Consider the following 22649-nt stretch of genomic DNA (forward strand, 5'->3'; position numbering starts at 1 on the left):
ACTGTGCCGCCCTCCGCAGGATCGACCGTTGCGCTGAGATTATACTCCTTTGGCTGCTGGGGTGCGTTCAGCGTGACCGCTACGGTTACATCATTCTCCGGCATGACGATCTTCCATTCGTCTACGATGAAGTTAAGAGGAATCATGTCCACTGGGCAGGAAATGCCTTTGAGCGTATAGCCGCCGTTCAGCGTCAGCTTGATCGTCACTTCCTCTCCGGCCTTGGCTTTCGTCTTGGAGAAGGTGACTGTGCCGCCCTCCGCAGGATCGACCGTTGCGCTGAGATTATACTCCTTTGGCTGCTGGGGCGCGTTCAGCGTGACCGCTACGGTTACATCATTCTCCGGCATGACGATCTTCCATTCTTCTACGATGAAGTTAAGAGGAATCATGTCCACCGGGCAGGAAATGCCTTTGAGCGTATAGCCGCCGTTCAGCGTCAGCTTGATCGTCACTTCCTCTCCGGCCTTGGCTTTCGTCTTGGAGAAGGTAACTGTGCCGCCCTCCGCAGGATCGACCGTTGCGCTGAGATTATACTCCTTTGGCTGCTGGGGCGCGTTCAGCGTGACCGCTACGGTCACATCGTTCTCCGGCATGACGATCTTCCATTCGTCTACGATGAAGTTAAGAGGAATCATGTCCACCGGGCAGGAAATGCCTTTGAGCGTATAGCCGCCGTTCAGCGTCAGCTTGATCGTCACTTCCTCTCCGGCCTTGGCTTTCGTCTTGGAGAAGGTGACTGTGCCGCCCTCCGCAGGATCGACCGTCGCGCTTAGGGTATACTCTTTTGCAAATTTCGCATAGACCACGGTATCCGCCGTGATCTCCTGATCGAAGTCAAATTCGACGTTGAAGGTTGCATCCTCGTACCAGCCCTCGAAGGCATACCCGTCCTTCGTTGGATCGGGATCGGGCTTCGTTGCCTTTTCACCGCTGTTCACCGTCTGCGTGAGAACGTCAAGTACCTTATCGCCGTCCTTGAAGGTTACGGTATGCTTGGTCGGCGGTGTTACGGTTGATTTCCACAGCACCTTAATGGTTGCATCGCTGATGACCGTATATTCCTCGCCTGGCTGATAGGTCTTCGTGCCGTTTGCGTCCGTAATCTCCGCACCGATATACTCACTGTTTGCAGGAGCGGTGATCCAGGTGCCGTCCTGAATGGCTTCCTCCATCCATTCCAGCGTGGGAACCTCCTGTGTATACCATGTATACAAATCAAGGGAAATGCTTTCTACCATCGCCGAGGTATACGGATCTGCGATCCTCCCGCCGTTCATGTTCAGCGTTACTGTGCAATCCTTTGCGAATCTTGCGGTCAGAGCCATGTCCTTCTCCAGAGAGGCAATGGTGTATTCCTCGTCCCCACTGAGATAGTTTTCGCCCTCATACCAGCCGACAAACCAATAGCCCTTGGCCTGGTCGGGTTCGGCCTTCACGGTGACGCTGCTGCCGCGGGCAAAGCTGCCGTCGCCCGTAACCGTGCCGCCTTCGGCCGGGTCGGCGGTGACGGTGACGATATGGGTAGCGGAGCTGCCGGTGATGGTTACGGTGTATTCCCGCATGTCTGCGTTGCGCATGACGTCTGTGGCAAGTATTCCAAAGCTAAACGTACCTGCCGTTGCCGGCGTGCCGGAGATTTCGCCTGTCTTGGAGTCAAGGCTCAACCCGTCGGGGAGGCTGCCCCAAGCCACTTTGAAAAATTCCAGCGGCAAGAGCGCCTCGGCGATGACCTCGATCGGTGCGGTATATGCCTCGTTCACAGCGCCGCCGGACAAGCTGTTCGTCGTGATCTTCACCGGCTTATACCACATGGCGTAAAGGTCGATATCTTTTATGATAGGCGTATCGAATTTAAACTCGTCATCCAGAGAGGCGGCGTCTTGCTTTAAGCTGTAGGCAAAGAAGAGCCAGCCGCCATTGTCGGAGATACTGTTATCGTTATAATTTAACGCATCATAAAGGGTTTTACCGTCCTCGACTTCTATAGAAGTGGTTGACGGCGTGCCGTGACCGTTTCCGTTAAACGTGACTGTGTGCTTCACCCCGGTCGGTTCGCGCCAGAGCAGCTTGACGGTCGTGTCGCCCTTCACCGTATAGGTCTGTCCGATGTAGTACGTTGTCCCGTTTATTTCAGCGCCGTTAAATATCTTGCCATCCGGGGCGTTTACATAGAAAAACGACCACTCGTGAACGTATAATCCTCTACCTTCGGGTATCTGCTGCGTCTCGTATGACGGGTATCTAATGGTTCCGCCGTTGGGATCGGTGGTAACGGCGTACAGCTTCGCATACTCCGGATACAGCATAATGTCCGCGGTGATCGGGGTATCATAAACATCAAATTCATTGGTGCAGGCTGCGTCCGTATACCAGTTATATTCGAAAACATAGCCGTCCCTCGTCACACCAGCACTTACGTATTCGTAGGGTATACATTCCCCATCCGCCACCGTTATTGCTGTATCGAGTGACGTATCCTCCCACTTCCCGTCGCCGAGGATGAACGTGACGGTGTGCGTCCCCCCGGTCTTTTCCTGCCAGAGCAGCTTGACGGTGATATCCTTTGTCAGCGCGTAATCAGCTCCGGGCTCGTAGATTTTCCCGTCAATTTCAACGCCGATATAGAAGTGGTTAGCCGGCGGAGTAAAATAGTTCTCGGCTTCACCAAGCGATGCGATACGTACTCTTACGCCCTTGTCCCAACGCATCGTTGTACCGGATGCCGGATCTGTGAGGGCTCCGCCGTTTAAGTCGAACGTGATCTCACACGCCTCTACCCACTTAGCGTAGAGGGTGACGTCCTCGGTGATTTTTCCGTAAAAATATTCGGTGCAGGCTGCGTCCTTATACCAACCCCGGAACATATGGCCGTCCTTTTGCGGCTCGGTATATAGGTACTCGTCGGGTATATACTCCCCATCCTCTACCGTTATTTCTGTTGCGAGCGACGGATCGCCCCACTTCCCGCCGTTCATTTCGAACGTCACGGTGTGCCCCTTGATGAAGCGGATGGTTCGTGTTGTCTCCATGTATTTGTATTCATCGTCCTCCGAGTACGTGAATCTTACATTGATCGCACTGGGGCTTATGGGCACATATTCGCTTACGTCAAAGGAGAATACGCCGTTTTCCCCTGTGGTGGCAGAATAGTATTTGCTGCTGGGCGCGCCCTCATAGTGCTTCACGTAGGCGGATAGACTTTTGCCGACAACCGGGTCGCCGTTTTCATCGACGAGCCTGCCGCTGACGGTATAGGGCGTATCCAGCGGCGAGGTCTCGGGCGCGAAGTCCTCGAGCGACAAAGCGAGCTTTTTCACCACGGTCACATAGAACTCGTCGCTGCTGGACAAGTATTCTTCACTGCCGGGATAGGTAAGCTTAAGGAGGTTGTAGCCGAATTTCAGCTCGGAGGCTTTAACGTTGAACCCGTTGGGGTGTACCGTATGCCTCTCGCCGATTTCCTCGCCCCTACAGGTAAGGGTCACTTTATCCATCTCCAAATACAAATCGTTTCCATAAGACTCTAAGCCAAAGCTTACATAGAATTCGGCGTCCTGATCGACAACCGCATTCCGCCCGTCCCACGCGGTGAGCAGAGTATTTAATTTTGATTTGAATTTTGCCGTGAGGGTAACGTCCTCGGTGACGGTAAAGGTATAGCTTTTGTCTTCGCTTACCTTCTCATTCCAATCGTTATACCATCCCGCAAAGCCATAAAGCGAAACATCGGAGGAAGTGGCCGTGACGGTGACGCTTTCGCCATCCGTATAAGTCCCGCCGCCCGTGACCGTGCCGTATTCGGCGGGATCGGCGGTGACGGTGACGGTGTGAGTATCGACAACGGTAACGGTAATATTTGCGCTCGCTGCAAAATACTCGTCGCTGCCGGGATAGTTCAGCGTGAGCGTGTGCGTACCCACGCCCAACTCAGTCGGATCGACTGCGAACATTGGTTTTGTTGTATTCCACCACTGACCAACCGGATTCCCATTCCAGGTCAGCGTAATTTTTTCGTGCTCCGCATAGGGCAGGCGCTTCCCGGCATTTTCCAATTGAATATCACCGATCTCAATTCCTTCTCCGAGATCAACGGTATCGCTGGAAATATTATAACGAAAAACCACTATCTTTTTGAACTTTGCCGTCAGCGAGGTGTCGCCGGTAACGGTAAAGGTATACACCACATCGCCGCTGACCTTCGTATCGCCGGCATACCACCCTTCAAATTTGAAGAATCCATCGATTCCGTTAATAAACTTTCCGGTTTTTACGGTGATCTCCGTGCCGGACGGATAGTTGCCACCGCCCTCCAGCTCAGCGCCGATAGACGCGGGACTGGATGCGAGGGTGACGCTGTGGGTGGGCAGCGGCTCAAACACCGCGACAAGGCTTCTCCCGCCCGTGACGGTGAAGGTATAGCTCGCCTGATCGCTGACCTTGTACCCGCCCTCGTACCAGCCATCGAAGGTATAGCCCTCGTTGGCCGTGGCGGTGACGGTGGCGGTATCGTCCTCCAGGTATGTTCCATCGCCGGACACCGTGCCACCCTCCGTCGGGTTGGCGGTTACGGTGACGGGATAGGTTGGCCCCGTGACCGTAAAGCTAAGTGTTATCGTCTTGGTCGAGGTTCTCTGCGGATTCGCGTAGGTCTTAGCGGTAATGGTCAGGGTTTCAGTATAATTTCCCTTTGAAAGACCCGATTTTGGAGAGAAATAAAGAAAATCATAACTATTTCCGCTAATTTTTTTGTAATACACAAAATTATAATGACCCTGAAATTTTGCGTCAAAATACTGACCGCCGGAAACAGATACTTCGATGTCTTCACTTTCATAATTATCTATAATGATTGGCTTCGGATTAATATGATCCCTGTCTGTGCCATACCCCTCATTCCCTATGCCATACCCCACTCTGGCATTTGGGAACGTGTAAGAAGTTCTTCCGAGTCCAAAATTGACTTCTCCTGCGTCCTTTGTATCGCCCGCCTGCGGCGCATTCAGCGCGGGAGCCGCGCCCTTGGGGGCCGTTCCGATTACGGCGTCCGGCGTTTTACCTGCTTCGTCCGGCGCGCTTTCATCTTCCTTGTCATCTCTGTTATCCGGCGCGCCTGCCTCCTCCTTGTCGTCCGTAGCTTCGGGCGTCAGTTCGGGCGTGGACTCCGGCGCGGCCTCCGTCCATTTTGCGTAAAGTATAACATTGCTTGTGACAGGCGATGCAAAGTCAAAGACCACTGTAAAAGTAGCATCCTCATACCAGCCGTCAAAAACGAAGCCTTCTTTGACCGGAGCATCCGGCTCCTGAACGGCATTGCCGCTTTCCACCTGCTGATCCTCGATCTTAGTTCCTCCGTTTGACTTGAAGCTGACGGTGAAAGTGGTGACAGAGGGTGTCTCGTCATTCGCACCCTGCGCTGGCTCCGAGGTCGGTTCCGGCGTGGGCGACAGAGTGTTCTCGGCGGTTTTTTCCTCACCGCCGACTTCGCCCTGTTCCTTCTCCTCTCCGGTTTCTTCCGTGGCAATCTCTTCGTCGCCTGTTACGCTTTCGATGGCGATATCCGTGCCCGTGGCCGGAGGCTCGTTTTCCGCAAAGGCGCTGATGGGGAGCATCGTGATGATCATCACCAGCGTCAAAAGTGCGGCAAGCAATCTATGGCTTTTACTTGTTTTCATGTTCGGGTTCCTTCCTCTCTTAACTTCCTTGTATGGAATGATTCTTTACCTGATTTCGGTTTTCGTTTGGCGGCGCTCTGCGCGGGCCTTGCTGCTCGTTCATGGGGCGTCGCCTCCCGAAGCATATAAAAATGCGCCACGACCCCCGTCAGGCGGTATGCCGCCAGGGTCATGACGCAATATTCTTACGGTATTAAAATTGTACGCTGAAAAAAGGGTATAGTTACCCTTATCCAGTCCAGTCCAGTCCAGTCCAGTCCAGTCCAGTCCAGTCCAGTCCAGTCCAGTCCAGTCCAGTCCAGTCCAGTCCAAAGCGATTATGCACATTTTCGCGGGATTGTCAAGTCGTTTCATGTGGATTCCTCCGATGTGGTATGTGTGCGGGCGCCCAAAAGGGCATATCTCTCCAATCCTCATTATACTCGACTGATGACCGCTTGAATATTACCCAAAAAACGCGAAAAAAGTATCATTTCCTCGTTCCGTCTCTGCGCATGGAGCGCCGCGCGCTGTCCTTTTGCCTTCAGCGAATAATATTCTTTGGAAACTCCTCGCGGCTTTTTGTGCTCATCTTTTGATTGGAGGCGGCAATGTGCCGCTTGACCGTGTTGACCGATATGCTCATGCAGGAGGCGATCTCTCTTGCGCTCAAGCCTTTTCTAAACAGCATGGCCGCTATATGCTCTGTTTTTGTCAGCCCATGATCCTCGTGCCAGTCCACAAGACCGTTATGAGCCGCTATCCATGCCGGGATGAACTCGTCCGCATATCTGCTGATCGCCCGGTATTCTTCGGGGTTATTCTTCTTGATGCTCTTTTTGTTCAGGCCGGCAAGCATGATATATTGCATCCCGAAGGGCGCGATCAGTCTGTCGGCCTCGGTAATTTCCCACGCAAGCTGAAAGTGCCGCTCCGCCTCCTGGATTTTCTTGATCCGCACCATAGAGGCGGCGGATATGAGGTGCAAATAGATGGCGGCAATGGGGTAGTCGCTCCCGCCCATCATCAGAGCCGCCTGCGCCATCCCCACGACCTTTTCGTATTCATCCCGAAGAAACTCTCTGAGCGCCAGGAAATAACAGACAAAAAACCTGGCTCCCTCCGGCAGCGCATCCGGTATCTTCTCGTCTACTGAAAACTCCGTTTCTTTCAGGAAGAGCATGATCTTGATGACGTTGGCACAGTACGCGCCGCTGACTGGGACGTGTTCTTCTTTCTCAATGCTTTCTAGATCGAGAAGGGCCTGCCGCGCGCCGTCGGCGTCGCCTGTGGCAAGGCCGGAAATAAAGCAGACGATATAAGCGGAGAAGCGCAGGTTCAGATCGTCATGGGTCAAAAAAGGTTTGGCGCGTAAGACCGCTTCTTCGGCGCGTCCCGTATACTGGCAATACTCCGCCCACGCCATTTCTCTTTCTTCGGGGTCCTCGATGGCTTCTATGATTTCCCGGGCTTTTCCGGGCGCAAAGGCCCGGCTGACCAGCGGCATGATTTTTCGCTTGCTTAATACTTCTTTTGAAGCTCCGCTCATTTTTTCATGTCCTTTCGCCAGAAAACAGCGGGGCGCGCGCCGCTTGCTTCCTATATATCCGCTGTGATTTTATCTCCAGAATAATATTACGGTACCGCGTATTTTGAAAACAACAGTTCCTTTAAGGCTCCCAATTCTTTTTGCGCATCGAAGCCACGCTCAGGCTGATACACCAGCCCCACCGCGTAGCGCGTCACCGCCGCCAGCATCAGGTGGATGGTGGTGGAGAGGATTTCCTCCTCCGGGATGTCCGTGCGGATGGTGCCGTCCTGCCTGCCCCGTTCATAGAGCAGATGAAAGAAATCCGTAATGGGTTTCATCTGCGCCCGGTAAAGCTCCACCGTATCGGCATCCACGCTTTCCGAGCGAATATATACGTTCAGATATTGATTGAACCGAAGCAGCGCATGGTTCTTTCGATATAGCTCCAAAAAAGTATCCAGATAGAAGTCGAACATATCCGCAGCCGTCATGCCTTCAAAATTATCGCTTGGTCTGCGCTTGCGGTTCTCCTTGAAAAACTCGCCCCATTGCCATTTGGCAATCTCTACAGCAAATCTGGCCTTGGTGCTATAGTAGCGGTACAGGGTCGCAATGCCATATCCGCTGGCCTTCGCCACGTCTTGCAGACTGATCCCCTCAATGCTTTTACTTGAAAACAGGGCGAAGCCATGTTCCAAAAAGGCTTGCCTTCGTTTTGCTTCAGCGATTGCGTCTCTTTCCAGGTTTCGCATTTTTATTCCTCACTCGTTTTATGAAGATAAGAGCACAGACGACCACACACGCAACGATAGTTTCAATACTACGATATTATCGCTATCATTATAAACGGTTTGTCCGCATTTTTCAAGTCCTGCACCGGAAAAACGTAGGTCTAACTTGTAAATTTTTTCTCTGAGTTGGCAAAAAAGCAATACAGTGTTCAGAACAATTCGGCAAGCAAGGTCTTTTGGAGCCAAAAGACAGCAGGCGGGAACTCTGACGAGCTCCCGCCTGCGGCTTGATGGGGAGTTCCCCATACCCCGTTTGACACAGATTTCATCTGTGGCTGCGCGATGTGCATCGCTATTTTTCCTCCCGCTGACGCTCTAAGGTCTGCTGTTTCCGTTCCTCCAGACCCAGCAGATAAGCGGCATTCGCCTTGTGGATCATAAGCTCCCGCATCTGTTCCTGCGTCTTGTGATAGTCGGCGTATGCCGCTTTTTTCTCGGTCAGCAGCCGTGCAAATTCTTCGTTCAGGCTCTTGACCGTAGGGAGCTTTTTAAGACCGAAATCGTCAAAGGCTTTCTTCGCCGCCTTGTGGAGAATGATGTCGCTCTCATGCTCCGCAAGATACTTTTTGGAATATCCGGCTTTGCGGTATCCGGCGTAAACCTCGCGGGTCTTGGAGTAGTTGATGATATGCGTCCGCAAAGTCTGTATCTCGCTCATTCGCGTTTCCGCCGCCTTGATCGACGCCTTCAGCTCGTTAAATCTCTCTTCGGCAGAAGCGGCGGCGTTTGAAAGCGCGGCAAAATCGGCAAAGCCCTGTTCTTCCAGATATACAAAAGTCTTCGCCATCTGTTTGAGCTTGACCACCTTCATCTTCTGATCGTACCAGTAGCCTTTCCCGGAATTGAGCTTTGCCTCGATTTCGGAGATCAGCGTGGTACGCTCTTTCCGTTTCGGGTATTTCTTCTTAACGAAGGGATTGTGCGTTTTGCCTCCTGCAATAACCGCACGGAGCTCCTGCTCGGAATATCCTTCACCGAGGGAATCCAGGCGGATGCTCTTTTTCTGGTTTTCATGCCGAAGCGACAGCCTGCCTTTTCGGGAAACGGTATAGCCGGAGATTTTCAAAAGCGCCAACAGCGCGTCAAAGTCTTTCGGCTTTTTATCAAGAGCGGCGTCTATCGCCATGCGGAGAAGATCGCGGTTGGAGAGCTTTTCGTGTCCGCCCAGCCACTTATTGTAGCTCAGCCCGTGCTTCTGCGGGTTCTCTATAACCGACAGCCGGTGCTCTGCGCAGATCAGGTCGGAGAGCTTGCGGACTGCCCGGTAGCTTCCGATGAAATTAGAAAACTTCCGTGTGCAGTCCAGCGTCGTGGAGTTCCAGTAGATATGATTGTGGATATGGGATTTGTCCGTATGGGTGCATACGATAAAAGCGTGATTGCCTTTCAGGAATCGTTCCGCAAATTCATAGCCGATACGGTTCGCTTCCTCCGGTGAAACCTCTCCTGGCTTGAAGGACTGCCGTATCTGATACGCAATAATGTCGCTTTCCTGTACCCGTCCTGTCAGTTCCCGGTACTCACGCTTGGAAAGCGCAAATTCGGAAACCACGGTCTCCGGTTCGCAGGCAAAAGAAGAAATCAGCTCACCGCCGTCGGTCTTGTCCGGGTTCATCCCGTATTCCGTCCTGTCGGCCAAACATTGTGCCAGCGTTTTCCCTTTGTTCAGGTGCATGGGGATAATTCGTGTTGTTGCCATATTGCCTCCTAAAAGAAAAGACGCAGGACGAGCCTGCGCCGATTCGTGTTTTCTATGTTTTCGCTTTATCCGTAAACCCTCTCCTTGAGCAGCATCCGCATGGCGATAAACCACGCAAGGAGCTTTACTGCCAGCATCGGCAATCCGTAGGGTGAGAGCAGAAACGCGATCACCAGACCGATACAGCCGTTCAGCGCGGAGCCGTGCGTAAAATAGAAGATGCTTACCGCAACAAACAGGAGGGAAGCCAGAACAAAGATAATGGAGGAGAGCTTGAGCGCCAGCTTGCACAGGCACTCGATCAGCCACAGGGTCAGCATGACCGGCGCAAGAAGAATTTTCAGAATGAATTTCATTGTCAATCCCGTCCTTTCTGAGTCCATCATATCGGAAGATATGTAACGGAGCAAGGATGTCGGGAAGAAGTTTTCCCGACACCCCTGCACGCTCACTGAATCGCGGACAGCTTCATAAGGATTTCATTGGCAAGCCCCCAAAGTTGTTCCTGCTTTTCCAGAATATCCGCGAAGTCTGTTTCGTAGGCTCTGCCGCTTTCGTTGAGACGCTTGGCGATCTGATTGATGTTATTGCTCGTGTAGCGCAGGAGCGAGAGCATTTCTTTCAGCTCCGGCAAGTCCAGCTTTATCACAAGACCGTCCAGCGCCATCTTGCGGAGAAACGCCTCCTGATTCGTCACGCCGATGCGCTCCATTTTTTCTTTCAGCAGCCGGTGTTCTTCCTCCGTCAGACGCACGGAGATACGGATGTTCCGGCGCATAAACTGCGCGCTCATAGCTCCTGTCCTTTGCTTTTTTCGGAAACTGGCTTCGGCTCTGCAAGCGGCTTTTGAAGCTTTTCGAGAACAGACGGCTTGCGCTCATGGGCTTTTGCCTCCTCACGCGCCAGCTTCGTGAACAGATCGACCAGTCCGCTGTGACTGTTTACCGCAAGATAGCAGTTACGATCCGTACCCCATGCGTCGGTGTTTTCCGTTACGGGAACGGTCTTTGCCCATGCCTTGTTGTCGTTTGAGAAGCGTCCGTCCCAATCCTTCTGCCGGATGGTGATTGCCAAAAGGTACAACGGACGCTCATACCCGAACTTCTCCGCAACCTGCGCGACCGCCTCCTTATGCAGAACATTATCGTAATAATGCTCGGAGATCGCTTTCTCGATTGCCTCCTTGCAGGCGGTGTTCGCCTTGCTTGAGGCGCGGTAGAGCTCCAGTTCGTTATTCTCCCGCGCATAGGCTGCGGGAAATCTGTAAACAGGTATATCCTTCATAACTTGTTTTTCCAGTCCTTTCATTGGATTCATAAGGGGAAAACTGCGGCAAAGCTTCCGCCTTGCCGCAGCCCTTTTTTATCGGGCGTCCGTCTCCCGATGCTTGGTTTTCGCTTCGGAGTGAGCGTGCGGGATCGGCGCTTTCAGCTTCTCCAGTACAGACGGCTTTGCCTTTGCGATCTCCGCAGAGGGCGCGTCCTCCGCCATCTGTTCCATCGGCGTTCTGTCGTCGATGTTCAACTCGGCATTGAGCTCGGCAAGCCGTGCGGATTTCGTCCGCAGCTCTTCTTCCTGCGGGAAGGGTTTCCCCAGCTCCGCCTTTGCCGTCTCCACCTGTTCGCGGAGATTTGCGAGCTTGTCCTGTACCGCCTGCATACGCTCCGGTATGGCGTTCAGCGCATTTTCGATACGGGTGAGATTGCCGCGGGCGTCCTTGCCCAGCGTCACGCGATGGTTCATCTTACCCTTGAGCGTGAGCACAAAATCCCGTCCGAAGTCCTCCACGGTCAGCGACATGGCAAAGCCGCGATAGCTGCCGATGGGAACGGGTTCCATGCCTTTTGCGTCCTTGAACGCTTCGAGGATAGCAGCTCCGGCGTTGTCCTTGTCCGTGAGAAGATCGCCCTTGACCTTCATTCCGGCAAATCCGTCCTTGGGGTGTGGGTGCTCGGAGAGCGTTTTCAGATCGGCGGTAAAGCCCTCGATGAAGCCCTCGTTCTGCCGTATCTGTTCGGGGAAGACTTTGAGAAGATTGTCCTCCAGACGGAACTGCTGACTCTGATGGTTCGCTTTCATCAGCTTCAGACGCGCCACATCCACATCCAAGTCCATTTTCTCTTTTATCCGGTCGTCTCCGGCGCACAGCGCCTTGATTTCCGCATAGGAAAGCGCAGTCTCATCCACGTCCTCGCAGGAGCGCACGGGGGATTTGGAGGTCATGATCTGCGAGATGAACTTCTGCTTGTTTTCCACGGTCTGCCAGAGATATGCATCGAAGGTGGATTCGGTGACATAGCGGTAGATATGCACCTCGGGATTCATGTTTCCCTGCCGGATAATGCGGCCGCTGCGCTGTTCCAGGTCAGTCGGTCATTTTTTGCGGACAGTTCATACATGCTATCCTTTTCTGTTCTCTGCTCCTGCGTTTGCTCTCGTTTGATTTCTCCCTCCGTATCTTCTTGGCACAAGCAGGACAATACCTTGATGCACCAGAGCCCGGGACATATTCAACGCCGCACACCGTACAATTTTTAGCGGGCATTGCTGCCCACCGTTTTGTAGGTATGATATGTAATTCATCGACAAAGCCGATGAATTTATAGTAAATCTTGATTTCCTGCTTCACTGTTCCGTCTGCCATCTTCTCACGCTCCGAAACAAGTATCTTGTCTATGAGTGCGTTTATAACTGTTGCATCCAGTTCTTTTAAGCCTTGATAATTTCGGATAAGGGCGAGGAAGTCACGGATTCCCCGTGATTTCTCGTAGCTTTCATTAAGAGTTTCCGTCACCTCTTTCAGCCTTGCTTCAATTTCAAGCTGCTCTTTCTGGTATTTCCCCGACATCATCTCAAAATTCCGCTCGGTAATACGCTCCATGACCTTATCCTCGTAGAGAGAGGAAAACAGCCTGTCCAGTTCCGCAAGGCGTTTGTTCAGCTTCTTACGTTCTTTCTCTAATGCTTTCGCCCTGCTCTGGTCTGTTTCCGTGAGCCGCTTTTCTATGGCCCTGACCGCCTTTTCATCATTCACTGCCATATCCGCAAAACAGTTGATGTCGGCAAGAACGGCATTGAATAAATCCCTTGCTTCTATATTGTGGGCACTACACTCGCTTCTTCCGTTTCTTGCATAATTATTACATGAATACTGTACACAGTCGATAATCTCTGGGCGTTTCCTCCTGTGTACGTTCATTGCCCGCAGAGCACATCCGCAGTCCACACACTTGATAACGCCTGCAAAAATATTTACAAATCCTCCCTTGTTCTGTGGAAGCCTACGACTTGTAATAAGCTGTTGGACAATATCAAATTCCTCCTGCGTGACTATTCCCTCATGGGTATTGGGTATCACTTCCCATTCTTCGGGCAGCTTAGAGGGGCGTTTCTTGCTTTTCATATTGGCGGCAATCCGTTTGTAGCCTACAAGATTTCCCGCATATATCGGGCTTCTTAAAATGCTCCTCACGCTGTTCCCACTCCAAATATAGCGTTTGTCCTCGTTCCCCTCAAAATGACGTTCAAAGCCTGTTTCGCCACGCTCCGCCGCATAAGCGGCAGGGCGTAGGATATGCTGTTTATTAAGATGTCTGCAAATTTTGGCAACTCCATTCCCTTTTAATGCAAGGTCGAATATCTCTTTTACAACATGTGCCACTTTATCATCTATCAGCAGATGGTTGTGGTCGGCAGGGTCTTTGATATAGCCATAAGGGGCGGTAGTTCCCATGAATTTCCCCTGTTGAAACCTCGCCCGATATGCCGATTTTATCTTAACAGATATGTCAGCGGCATACATTTCGTTTAAAATGTTGCGGAAAGGCGTGATGTCCATAGCAGATTTATTCAAGGTATCTACGCCGTCATTGACCGCTATATACCTCACGTTATGCTCTGGGAAGAAAACTTCCAGATATAACCCACAATCAAGATAGTTTCTCCCCAGACGGGATAAATCTTTCGTAATCACGCAGTTTATCAGACCGCTTTCAATGTCTTTTATCATATTCTGGAAACTTGGTCTTTGGAAATTTGTACCAGAATAACCATCGTCCACATACGTTTTTGCTATGTGCCATCCCTGCTTTTTCACATAATCCGTGAGGATGGATTTCTGTGTCGCAATGCTCGCACTCTCGTTATCCGTACCATCGTCTTTAGATAAGCGGCAATAAATGCCGACTAAATAGATTTTCTTTTCTTCTTTGATTCCTGCCATACTGTAAAACCTCCGTATCTGTCCTATCTGTTTTCATGTCCCATTGCGTACATTCTAAGCGGACAGCCCCTCATTGTCGAAGGTGTCGCCCTCGGCAATCTTCTTCCGAATATCCTCGGAGATAATCGGGACAAACGCTTCTGTAACGGTCTGTGTGCCGACATATTCACGGCTGATTATCATCTGCACTGGTGCTTTTGGCACGATACGCTTTCTCTTTTTATCTGCTTTCTTATCCTCGCCCATACTTAAATCTTCCTTTCCAGACAGGGCAGGGAAGAGTTTGGAAATGTCCCCGCCCTGCCAATCAGATACCATTAATCCTCGCTGTTTAATTCTTTCTGTAATGCTTTAAGGAGTGCCGCCGCTTCATCAGCGTTCAGCGTGATTCCCTTGCCGCACTTTTCACGGTTCGGGGAAAAGCTGCGGATGTCATACTTCGGCTCTTTCCCATTCCATGAAATGAGATTGATTTCCTTTGTGTAGCCACTGTCGCCCGTAGACAATACTGCGATTTCCTTTACGATTTCATACTGGATTTCTCTCATTCTCCATACCTCAACTCTCTGTATTTACTTCCCGAAAAAAGAAGATTAGCGGCTGTCACGGTTGCGTTTCCTCTGCAACTCACGCTCCAAAAGTTTGATGATGGTTTCCTCCATCTGCTTCGGCGTTGTGTTCTTCGGAAAGTATTTTTTCAGCTTGCTTGTGTTGATTTTCAAGGTTTCTTTCTGGTTGCCCTTTTCCTCCGTCATAATCGCAAATATCGTATCCATGTCAAGCCGCCCGCTCTGGCTTAACTGTTTCATCCGCTGTGCCTGTGAGAGTGAGGGCGTTGCTTCTTCGCTCTCCATCGTGGCAAAGAGGTTTTCCTGCTCGTCTTTCTTCAAGAAGGACAGTTCCACCGCAGGCGTGAGGGCGATTTTCCCCTCGTCCACCATCTGCAAAATCGGCGGTATCAGTTCCGTCAGGCGGATAAAACGCTGCACGGTCATCCTGCCCACGCCGAAGCCCTGTGCCACCTTGTCGTCCGTCCGCAACTTCGTCACAACTTGTGACGAGGTTAAGTCTGTGCGGAAACCCTGCCGCTTCATGGCTTCGGATTTCATCTTGTAAGCAAACGCCCGCTCCGATGGCAGGATATTCTCACGCTGCAAATTGCTGTCTACAAGGGTGATGATGGCTCGGTCACGGTCTAAGGGCAGGACAAACGCAGGCACGGTATTTATCCCTGCAAGTTCAGAAGCACGGACACGCCGCTGTCCTGCAATCACTTCATAACCGTCCCCGTCCTCTTTCGGGCGTGTGATTATCGGCGTGACAATGCCAAATTCCTTGATGCTTTCCGCTAACTCTGACAGTGTTTCATCTTCTGCCACATGAAACGGATTGTCGGGGAACGGGTACAAGTCTTTGGTCTTTAACACCTTAAAATCCTGTTTCTTCATTCACATATCTACCTTTCTTTCGCTCTGCTTCTATGATTTTTCTGCAATTCTTCCAACACTTCGGGCGGTATTTTTGACAGCAGCCGCCCCATCTGCTCGTTGGTTCTCTGCAATTCAAATATCTTCTGATTCGCTTTCTGCACCTTTAGTTCCTGCTCGTACTTTTCATCACGCATACGCCCCGCATAGTCTGATTCCTGCCCAATTCTCTCTTTCAAACTGTCGATATACGCCTGCTGTTTCCCGATTTCCTTAGAGAATTTCTCCACGTCTGGCAGCCATGCAGAGAGTAAATCTAACGCTTTATCCCTTTTCTTCCCTGCGTTAAAGGCGTTGATGTCGGATAGGGCAGACACGATTTCTTCATACTGTTTATCAAGCCTGCCGCCTAATTTATAGAGCCATGTGGGGACGTGTTTCCGCTTGGTTTCCATTGAGGACTGCCCCCGTTCAAGCTGATTCCACCGTGAGGACATCCGCTCATGGTAGGCGGTCTGCCACTCGGATAATGATTTCTGGTTGCCTAAGATAGCTTTCGCTGACAGCTTATTGTCTGGCGTAATCGGCACAAAGCAGAGGTGCATATGGGGCGTTCTCTCGTCCATATGGACGACAGCGGAGAGGATATTCTGCTTTCCAACACGCTCCGAAATGAAGTCAAGAGCCGTCTGGAAATACGCTTTTTGTTCTTCGGGCGGTAACTGGTTCATAAATTCTGGTGAAGCTGTGATGAGCGTTTCCACCATCATCACGCTGTCTTTCCTTGTCCTGCACCCCGCTTCGGCTACCATGCGGTTAATCTCTTTCTTGTAGGTGTACTTTGGTGGTGCTATGAGATGGTAATTGTTTTTAGAGCGTTCCATATCTATATCTGGGTTGCTTTTGTAGGCTTCTTTCTTCCGCTCGTTGTGGCGTTCACAAGCCGCAACGCCGCCCGCTTTTCGTTTCTGGAAACGCAGGATTGCATAAGGCATAGGCGGATTCCTCCTTTCTTTCGGCGGGTGACCGTCCTTTGGGGTGACAGCGGTGACGGTGGTGACAGCAGTTTTGGGATACCCCCTGCCGACTGCCGCAACTGTCACCCTCACCCCCTGCATGACGGTCATGTCGATGATGACGGTGTTTTTGGGATACCCCCCTCGCAAGAGCCGTCACCGTCATGCCGCCATTCTTTTATCCGAAGCCGTAAGGCGTAGGATAGCAGGGCACAGCCCTGCCTTAAGGGAGTCCAGAGGGAACGTCTGGCACACGACTTTGCAGGGCAAAGTGTAGTGTGTTACACCCTGTAAACGCAGTCGGAAAAATCGGAATGATTTTTCTGACCGCAGGGGTGGTTTTACACGACCGAAAAGGGCGAGTAAATCTCACGCCTGCATTTTGCGTTTACGGGGTGTTCTCCCGTAGGGATGACAGCGGCAGGGTATCCTAAAATCACTGTCACCACCGTCACTGCTGTCACCCGCAGGGCAGAGCCGCCAGCTTTACATGGCTTTAAGCGTCAATGACAGTAACAGGGGGGTATCCTAATATCGCTGTCACCACCATCACCGCTGTCACCCGCCCTCCTTGCAAGGGCAATCCGCCTGCCGTCTTTCCTGCGGCTGTACTGGTAGCAGATACGGTTCTCGCTTAAAAATGTGGTGCGGTATTCATTCAGCCATTTCGTAATCACCGTGGGTATGGTTTCCGTTTCCCCCATAGCGGCTAACAGTTCCGTTGCCGTGCCTATCCATTCTTCCTTATCCCTCATAAAATCCACCAACCGAAAAAGGACATCTGGTATCGTTTCTTTCGCAAGCTGCTCCTGCGTTTTCCGCTCCACAAGCTCCCAACGGCAATCACGGAAACGCAGCGTGTATTCCTGATAAGGCGTGTCCCTGCCCGTCACATACAGCTTGGCGGTGTCAGACGCACGTTTCTCCTTTTCCAGAACAAAGGTAGCGTCCGCACTCCCCGTTAATCCTGTCGTCCCAGACACCTTGTTGAACACGTCGCTGTCATTCTGCTTTCGGATGTGGTGTACGACAATGACCGCCAGAGAGTGCCTGTCGGCAAAGTCTTTGATGAGGGAGATGTCCCCATAGTCGCTTGCATAGGCATTGTCTTTTGAAGCTGTACGGACTTTCTGCAAGGTATCAATGACAATGAGCCTGCTGTCTGGGTAATCTTTCAGATAATCTTCAAGCTGCACGATAAGACCGTCTGACAGCTTGCAGCTTGCCACGGCAAAGTGGAGCCGCCCGCTTGCTTCGTCCGTCAAACGAAATAACCTGTCCTGTATGCGGCAGAACGTGTCCTCAAGGCAGAGGTAAAGCACATCGCCCTCCATTGTCGGCATATCCCATAAAGGGATTCCCTGCGACACGCATAAGCATAGCTTCAGCATGAGCCAGCTTTTGCCTATCTTCTGTGAGCCGCAGAACAGCGATAAGCCTGTCGGGATAAGGCTGTCCACCACAAAGGATGGTTTCTCAAGCGGTTCATAAAGGAGCGTTTCGGCGTTGACTGTCTGTAACTTCTGCATGGCTTTCCTCCTTTCGGGCGGTGTCTTTGTTTTCGTTGCACATAGGCGTTGACCTCCTTAAAAATAGATTTACTCCCACGGAAAAAAGTGAGAGTATGTAATGCCGCCAATCCCACACAAATAAAAAACAGATTTCTTTTTCGGGCGGTGTCGGTCACGGTTGGAGATATTTCTTCAATTTCCGCCTTTACTTTCTCCTTTGCAATCGCAACAGATTTCTGTATTGCCGAAGCGGTGCAATGCTCCATAGCGGCGATTTGGTAAAAATTGAACTCATACTCGTAGTAGAGCAGGAAACGCCGCCTTTGTATCTCTGGAAGGCTCCCAACCGCCTTATAGAGCGTTTCATTCCGTTCTTCCTCAACCATGCGTTCATCAAGGCTCTTAGGCACACGCAACGCCCGTCTGTAAAGGGTTTCGTCCCATACCTCGTTAAACTCCCTGTGCCGCTCGTCCCATTAGAAAAGATTCCTGTTCCTGCGCTCCATCTGCCGAAACTCCATAAAGAACTGTTCCGACACTTCCAACTCGTGGGATTTGCCCTGCCCGTCCTTAAAGCTGATAAAATACCTTGTGCCGCTTTCCGTGGATTCCTCCCGAAGCGTGTATGCCTTAACCCTGTATGCCATCCTGTTGTCCTCCTGCAAAAAATGAGTGAGGGGATTTCCATCCCTCACCCAGTAGCCCGCAGGATGGCAGGCTGTTTTAGAAGCTATAAAATTTTCCGCAGCTTCTTCCGCAGATGGTCTAACCTCGCATAGATGGCACCAGTCGTCAAATGCACAAGCGGGGCAATCTCCTTTGTGGAATACCCCTGCATTTTCAGCAGGACGATTTTCAAGGTACGCCCGTCCACCGTGACTAATACTTGATAGAGATTTTCGCTCTCAATCTCTTCCAGTAACTCCGCAACCGTACCCACTTCCGCCTGCCGCTCCCTGCCTGCCATGTCCTCAAGATATTCCGCAACGTCATTCGTCCATCGGTAAAACCGCCTGTTGGAATTGAAGTCTGCCCTGTCCGCCATGCGTATCTGCTCAATGGTCGCTTCATCAACGCCGCACTCACGCAGCAGCTTTTCCTCCGCTTCTTTCCAGATACGCCATTTCCTGTCCTCCCGTCCGTGGTTGTATGCCATTCTTACTTCCTCCAATCAGAATTGATTGAGAGGGCAGAGAAAAGCCCCCTCATCTTCCCAAAGGAAAAAACAAGGGGGCTGAACGCCTTAAATTTTAATTTTCTATTATCTTTCTTAGTTTTATTAGGATTCTGGCTTTGCGTTTGTTTACAACGCTCTGGGTTATGCCCAACCTCGCCCCGACTTCACGCTCGGAAAGTCCGTCAAAAAAGATTGCCTGTATCAGCTCCTGTTCACTATCCGACAGCAAAGGCAGGGCGGCTTTCAGCCTGTCCACCATGACCGCATTGACAACGGTTTCTGCAATGTCCACCGCTTCATCAGTGATAAAGTCCAGAGGATTCCCCTCGCTGTCCGTAAATCCGTCGAGAGATAGCAGTCTATTCTTTGTATCTAATTTTTGCAGATAACGCCACCGTTCCTTGTCACGGTAGAAGTCTGTGTATTGCTCCCTCACGACTTCAAGCAGACAGCCTTGAATGGGGATAAACAGCTTGTCCATATAGGTCTGGTCGGATTCCCTGCAACGGCAGAACTCCGTGTAGGATAATTCCACATAGCCGCCACTTTCTCTGATATATACCTTTCTTGGTGCATATTTCACCATAAATACCTCCCATCTGAATTTTTGAAATGTAAAAAATCCAGATGGAGAGGCGGAGAACGACACCGCATATCAGAAACAGCCCTACGGCACTTTCCAACAAAAATCGACAAAAGAAAAACCGCAAAGGCTCTGTGACCTTTACGGTTATAGGAAATAGTAATTCTATTGTATGGAGATTGTACTTCTACTTTCAAGGTGAGAAGTACCGTTGCACTGGCAGAAATTTTTTTAACTGGTTTCCTGCCGTTCTCTGATATGCTATGTATTGATAAATTTTGCTTCGTATGAGCAGATAGATAACTGCCCGAAAAAAGGACATAAAAAAATCCCTCCAAATTTAAAAACAAATTCAGAGGGTAATTTAGGGTATAACAAAATAACCCACCCGAATATCGTTTTTTTTATTTGGTGAGTTTGTTCTTTCAAATACGAAACAAAAAGAGCCGATGATTCGTGAATTGTTCCACAATTTCATCGGCTCTGCGTCTTAAGCGTCTGGCTCTTTGATGACAGTTATCTTCAAGTTGTCAACTTTAATCAATCTTTCTTGTCTGCATTTTGGACAATAAAGGGGATAATTCTCCAAAACAGTGTCCTTCCTAATTTTATTACGGGTTTTGCTCCCACAAACAGGACACAATATCCATTCGCATTTCATCATAATTAGTCTCTAATCCTTTCAAATCTCATTTTATATGACTTTTGCAAGCTGTTAAGCTAACTTGTGGAACATATGCCGAACCTTATCTATACGGCTATTCGGGCGGCGGGGTTGGCAAATAAATTTACCAATAGCTGGCTGGTATCCTTTTAACTCTGTCAAGCAGACTCCCTGCCCATTTGTGAAATAAGTTAAATCGTTCCTGTATTCTTGAATACATCTAGCAGGGATTTCTCCTTTCAGAATGACCTCGTCATTCTTTATCTGAGTACTTACAATATCTGCACAATACCTTGGAGCATCATGATACGCCCGTGAGAGATATTCCTGCGGTGCATAAATTTCAAAGTGGAGATATGGCTCTAATAGTTCTGTCCCTGCTTTTTTTAAAGCCTGCTCCAATACGATAGGGGAAAGCAGCCGAAAGTCTGCGGGGGTACTTACAGGACTATAATACAATCCATATTCAAAACAGATTTTACAGTCTGTCACTTTCCATCCATACAGCCCCTGCTCGCAGCCATAAAGAACCCCCTCCATAACCGCATTTTGGAACGATTGATTTAAATATCCAAGTGAAACTCTGCTTTCATACTGCACTCCGCTTCCAATAGGGAGCGGCTCTATGGACAACCCGACAGAAGCCCAGAAAGGATTTGGCGGGACTTCTATGTGGATGGTATATTCTGCTTTTCTAAGCGGTCTTTCCATATATATAACAGTAGGCTCTTTTATTTCTGCCTCCACATGATATTTTTCCTCAAGGATGGCACAAATGACTTCCATCTGCACATTCCCCAAAAAAGAAAGTATAATCTCATGCGTTGTAGTATCCACATAATATTTTAAAAGAGGGTCGCCATCTGAAATTTCTGTAAGTGCCCCAAGCAATATTTCCCGCTGTTCAGATTTCTTTACTGCAATCGTTGTTTGGAGCATAGGGAGAGGATTTTCAATAAATTTTCTCTGCGGCAACAGTATTTCGTTCCCCAAAATACTGTTTAGCTGCAAAACATCATTTGGTAAAATTACAATATCACCAGAGCAGGCTGTATCGGATGAATATAATTCACCGTTTGTCGGAACACACATCTCTGTGATTTTTATTTTCTCTTTTTCAGATATTCTAATAACATCCCTCAAATGCAATGTTCCGCTATATATACGCACATAAACAAAACGCCGCCTTTTCTCTGAATATTCAATCTTAAAAACCTGCCCGCATAGTTCAGATTGACCTTCAGGCGTTGATGAATAAAATTTACTGGCAATTACTTCTATAAGCTGCCGAATCCCCAGATTGTTTTTAGCGCTTCCGTGATAAACGGGAAATAACGTTCCGTTTTGGAATCTCCTGTTTTCTTCCTGTTCCAGTTCTGACATTTTAAACGGTTTCCCTGACATATATTTCTCTAATAGTTCATCGTTTCCCATAATTACCGCATCCCACTGTTCCATATCGTCATTGTCCGTTACATTTATATGGGGATGCTGCCCAACCTTTTGCTTCACTATAATTTCCGAAGAAAGCTTTGCTTTCATTTCCCGATATACCATTGGCAAATCAATCCCCTCTTGGTCAATTTTATTGATGAAAAAAATTGTCGGAATCTTCATTATCTGTAGTGCATGAAACAGTATACGGGTCTGTGCCTGTATGCCATCCTTTGCAGAAACTAATAATACTGCTCCGTCTAATACGGATAAAGAACGGTATACTTCCGCCAAAAAATCCATATGGCCTGGCGTATCTATAATGTTGACTTTTACATCCTCCCACTGAAAAGATGTCACTGCTGTCTGGATAGTGATTCCCCTTTGACGCTCCAAATTCATTGTATCTGTCCTTGTTGTGCCTTCATCTACGCTCCCTAGTTCTGCAATTGCACCACTGGTATACAATAAACTTTCCGTTAATGTTGTCTTTCCTGCGTCAACGTGAGCCAGAATGCCTAAGTTAATTATTTTCATGTGATTTTCCTCCTATCAACACCCAAAAAAGGGCATAAAAATACCCAGTGATAAATACTCCTATCACTGGGTAAATAACTCCAATAGCCCCAAAACACTTATATGTTTTCGGGCATATAAAATTACATGATAAAAGTATTCTTAAACTGGGTACAAAAAACTAAGCCCCATATTAAAAGTGAAACGGGACTGCTACTTTTTGTTCCCACTATCAAATTGACAGTTTATTTAAGAATACCTTGCCGCATATTTATTAACTCCTTGTATAATACTGAATCTAATTATATTCCTTAACCCTTTATTTGTCAAGCTGACAAACTAAAGCAGATTGCGTAAATTTACCTTCGGAAATAATGGTGTAGAGTTCACCCATGATGTACTGATAAAGTATCAGACAATGACT

18 protein-coding genes and 1 pseudogene are annotated in these 22649 nt (G+C 49.7%); all 19 read right to left on the reverse strand.

Annotated features, from left to right (window positions below; genetic code table 11):
* The coding region (locus GKG43_RS21060) for an InlB B-repeat-containing protein (protein ID WP_173020133.1) at positions 1-5675 on the reverse strand (5675 nt) is incomplete at its 3' end.
* A 523-nt stretch (positions 5676-6198) separates the two neighbouring features.
* Positions 6199-7203 (reverse strand): helix-turn-helix transcriptional regulator, encoded by a 1005-nt coding sequence (locus GKG43_RS21065; RefSeq protein WP_129879829.1) that lies wholly within the window; start codon positions 7201-7203, stop codon positions 6199-6201.
* A gap of 86 nt (positions 7204-7289) precedes the next feature.
* On the reverse strand, positions 7290-7937 hold the full coding sequence (locus GKG43_RS21070; protein WP_129879831.1) for a TetR/AcrR family transcriptional regulator: 648 nt from the start codon (positions 7935-7937) through the stop codon (positions 7290-7292).
* Positions 7938-8268: 331 nt separating this feature from the next.
* On the reverse strand, positions 8269-9675 hold the full coding sequence (locus tag GKG43_RS21075; protein ID WP_129879833.1) for a relaxase/mobilization nuclease domain-containing protein: 1407 nt from the start codon (positions 9673-9675) through the stop codon (positions 8269-8271).
* A 65-nt stretch (positions 9676-9740) separates the two neighbouring features.
* Entirely contained in the window at positions 9741-10031 is a 291-nt protein-coding gene (locus tag GKG43_RS21080) for a CD1845 family protein (protein ID WP_154253399.1), read from the reverse strand.
* 92 nt (positions 10032-10123) lie between these two features.
* Positions 10124-10468, reverse strand: a complete 345-nt coding sequence (gene mobC, locus GKG43_RS21085; protein ID WP_129879837.1) for a plasmid mobilization relaxosome protein MobC — start codon at positions 10466-10468, stop codon at positions 10124-10126.
* A complete protein-coding gene (locus tag GKG43_RS21090; RefSeq protein ID WP_243125887.1) occupies positions 10465-10992 on the reverse strand; it encodes a DUF3849 domain-containing protein in 528 nt (175 codons plus the stop codon). The genes mobC and GKG43_RS21090 overlap by 4 nt, the downstream gene beginning before the upstream one ends.
* Positions 10993-11037: 45 nt before the next feature.
* A complete protein-coding gene (locus tag GKG43_RS21095) occupies positions 11038-12000 on the reverse strand; it encodes a helicase (RefSeq protein ID WP_243125888.1) in 963 nt (320 codons plus the stop codon).
* 40 nt (positions 12001-12040) lie between these two features.
* Positions 12041-13897 carry a recombinase family protein gene (locus tag GKG43_RS21100; protein WP_001820670.1) on the reverse strand — a complete coding sequence of 619 codons (1857 nt, stop codon included), beginning with the start codon at positions 13895-13897 and terminating at the stop codon, positions 12041-12043.
* Between the two features lie 54 nt (positions 13898-13951).
* Positions 13952-14143: a hypothetical protein gene (locus tag GKG43_RS21105; RefSeq protein ID WP_001820669.1), complete on the reverse strand. Its 192-nt coding sequence runs from the start codon at positions 14141-14143 to the stop codon at positions 13952-13954.
* 71 nt (positions 14144-14214) lie between these two features.
* Entirely contained in the window at positions 14215-14445 is a 231-nt protein-coding gene (locus GKG43_RS21110; protein WP_001206986.1) for a PC4/YdbC family ssDNA-binding protein, read from the reverse strand.
* A 45-nt stretch (positions 14446-14490) separates the two neighbouring features.
* Positions 14491-15345, reverse strand: a complete 855-nt coding sequence (locus GKG43_RS21115) for a ParB/RepB/Spo0J family partition protein (RefSeq protein WP_000743700.1) — start codon at positions 15343-15345, stop codon at positions 14491-14493.
* A gap of 8 nt (positions 15346-15353) precedes the next feature.
* Positions 15354-16319: a MobV family relaxase gene (mobV, locus tag GKG43_RS21120; protein WP_001820668.1), complete on the reverse strand. Its 966-nt coding sequence runs from the start codon at positions 16317-16319 to the stop codon at positions 15354-15356.
* A gap of 524 nt (positions 16320-16843) precedes the next feature.
* A complete protein-coding gene (locus tag GKG43_RS21125; RefSeq protein ID WP_001170964.1) occupies positions 16844-17869 on the reverse strand; it encodes an AAA family ATPase in 1026 nt (341 codons plus the stop codon).
* A gap of 154 nt (positions 17870-18023) precedes the next feature.
* Positions 18024-18498, reverse strand: a pseudogene (locus tag GKG43_RS21130) (sigma-70 family RNA polymerase sigma factor).
* Positions 18499-18581: 83 nt separating this feature from the next.
* Entirely contained in the window at positions 18582-19007 is a 426-nt protein-coding gene (locus GKG43_RS21135; protein WP_000323895.1) for a sigma-70 family RNA polymerase sigma factor, read from the reverse strand.
* Between the two features lie 94 nt (positions 19008-19101).
* The gene (locus GKG43_RS21140; RefSeq protein ID WP_105116765.1) at positions 19102-19611 is read right to left on the reverse strand and encodes a sigma-70 family RNA polymerase sigma factor; all 510 of its coding nucleotides are present in this window, start codon (positions 19609-19611) and stop codon (positions 19102-19104) included.
* A 490-nt stretch (positions 19612-20101) separates the two neighbouring features.
* Entirely contained in the window at positions 20102-20275 is a 174-nt protein-coding gene (locus GKG43_RS21155; RefSeq protein ID WP_002779755.1) for a cysteine-rich KTR domain-containing protein, read from the reverse strand.
* Between the two features lie 51 nt (positions 20276-20326).
* Complete coding sequence (gene tet(O) / locus GKG43_RS21160) at positions 20327-22246, reverse strand: tetracycline resistance ribosomal protection protein Tet(O) (RefSeq protein ID WP_000691758.1); 1920 nt, start codon at positions 22244-22246, stop codon at positions 20327-20329.
* Between the last annotated feature and the right edge of the window lie 403 nt (positions 22247-22649).

Origin of the sequence: Eubacterium sp. BIOML-A2 (assembly GCF_009680135.1) — a bacterium.
GTDB classification, from domain to species: Bacteria; Bacillota; Clostridia; order Lachnospirales; family Lachnospiraceae; genus Faecalicatena; species Faecalicatena contortus_B.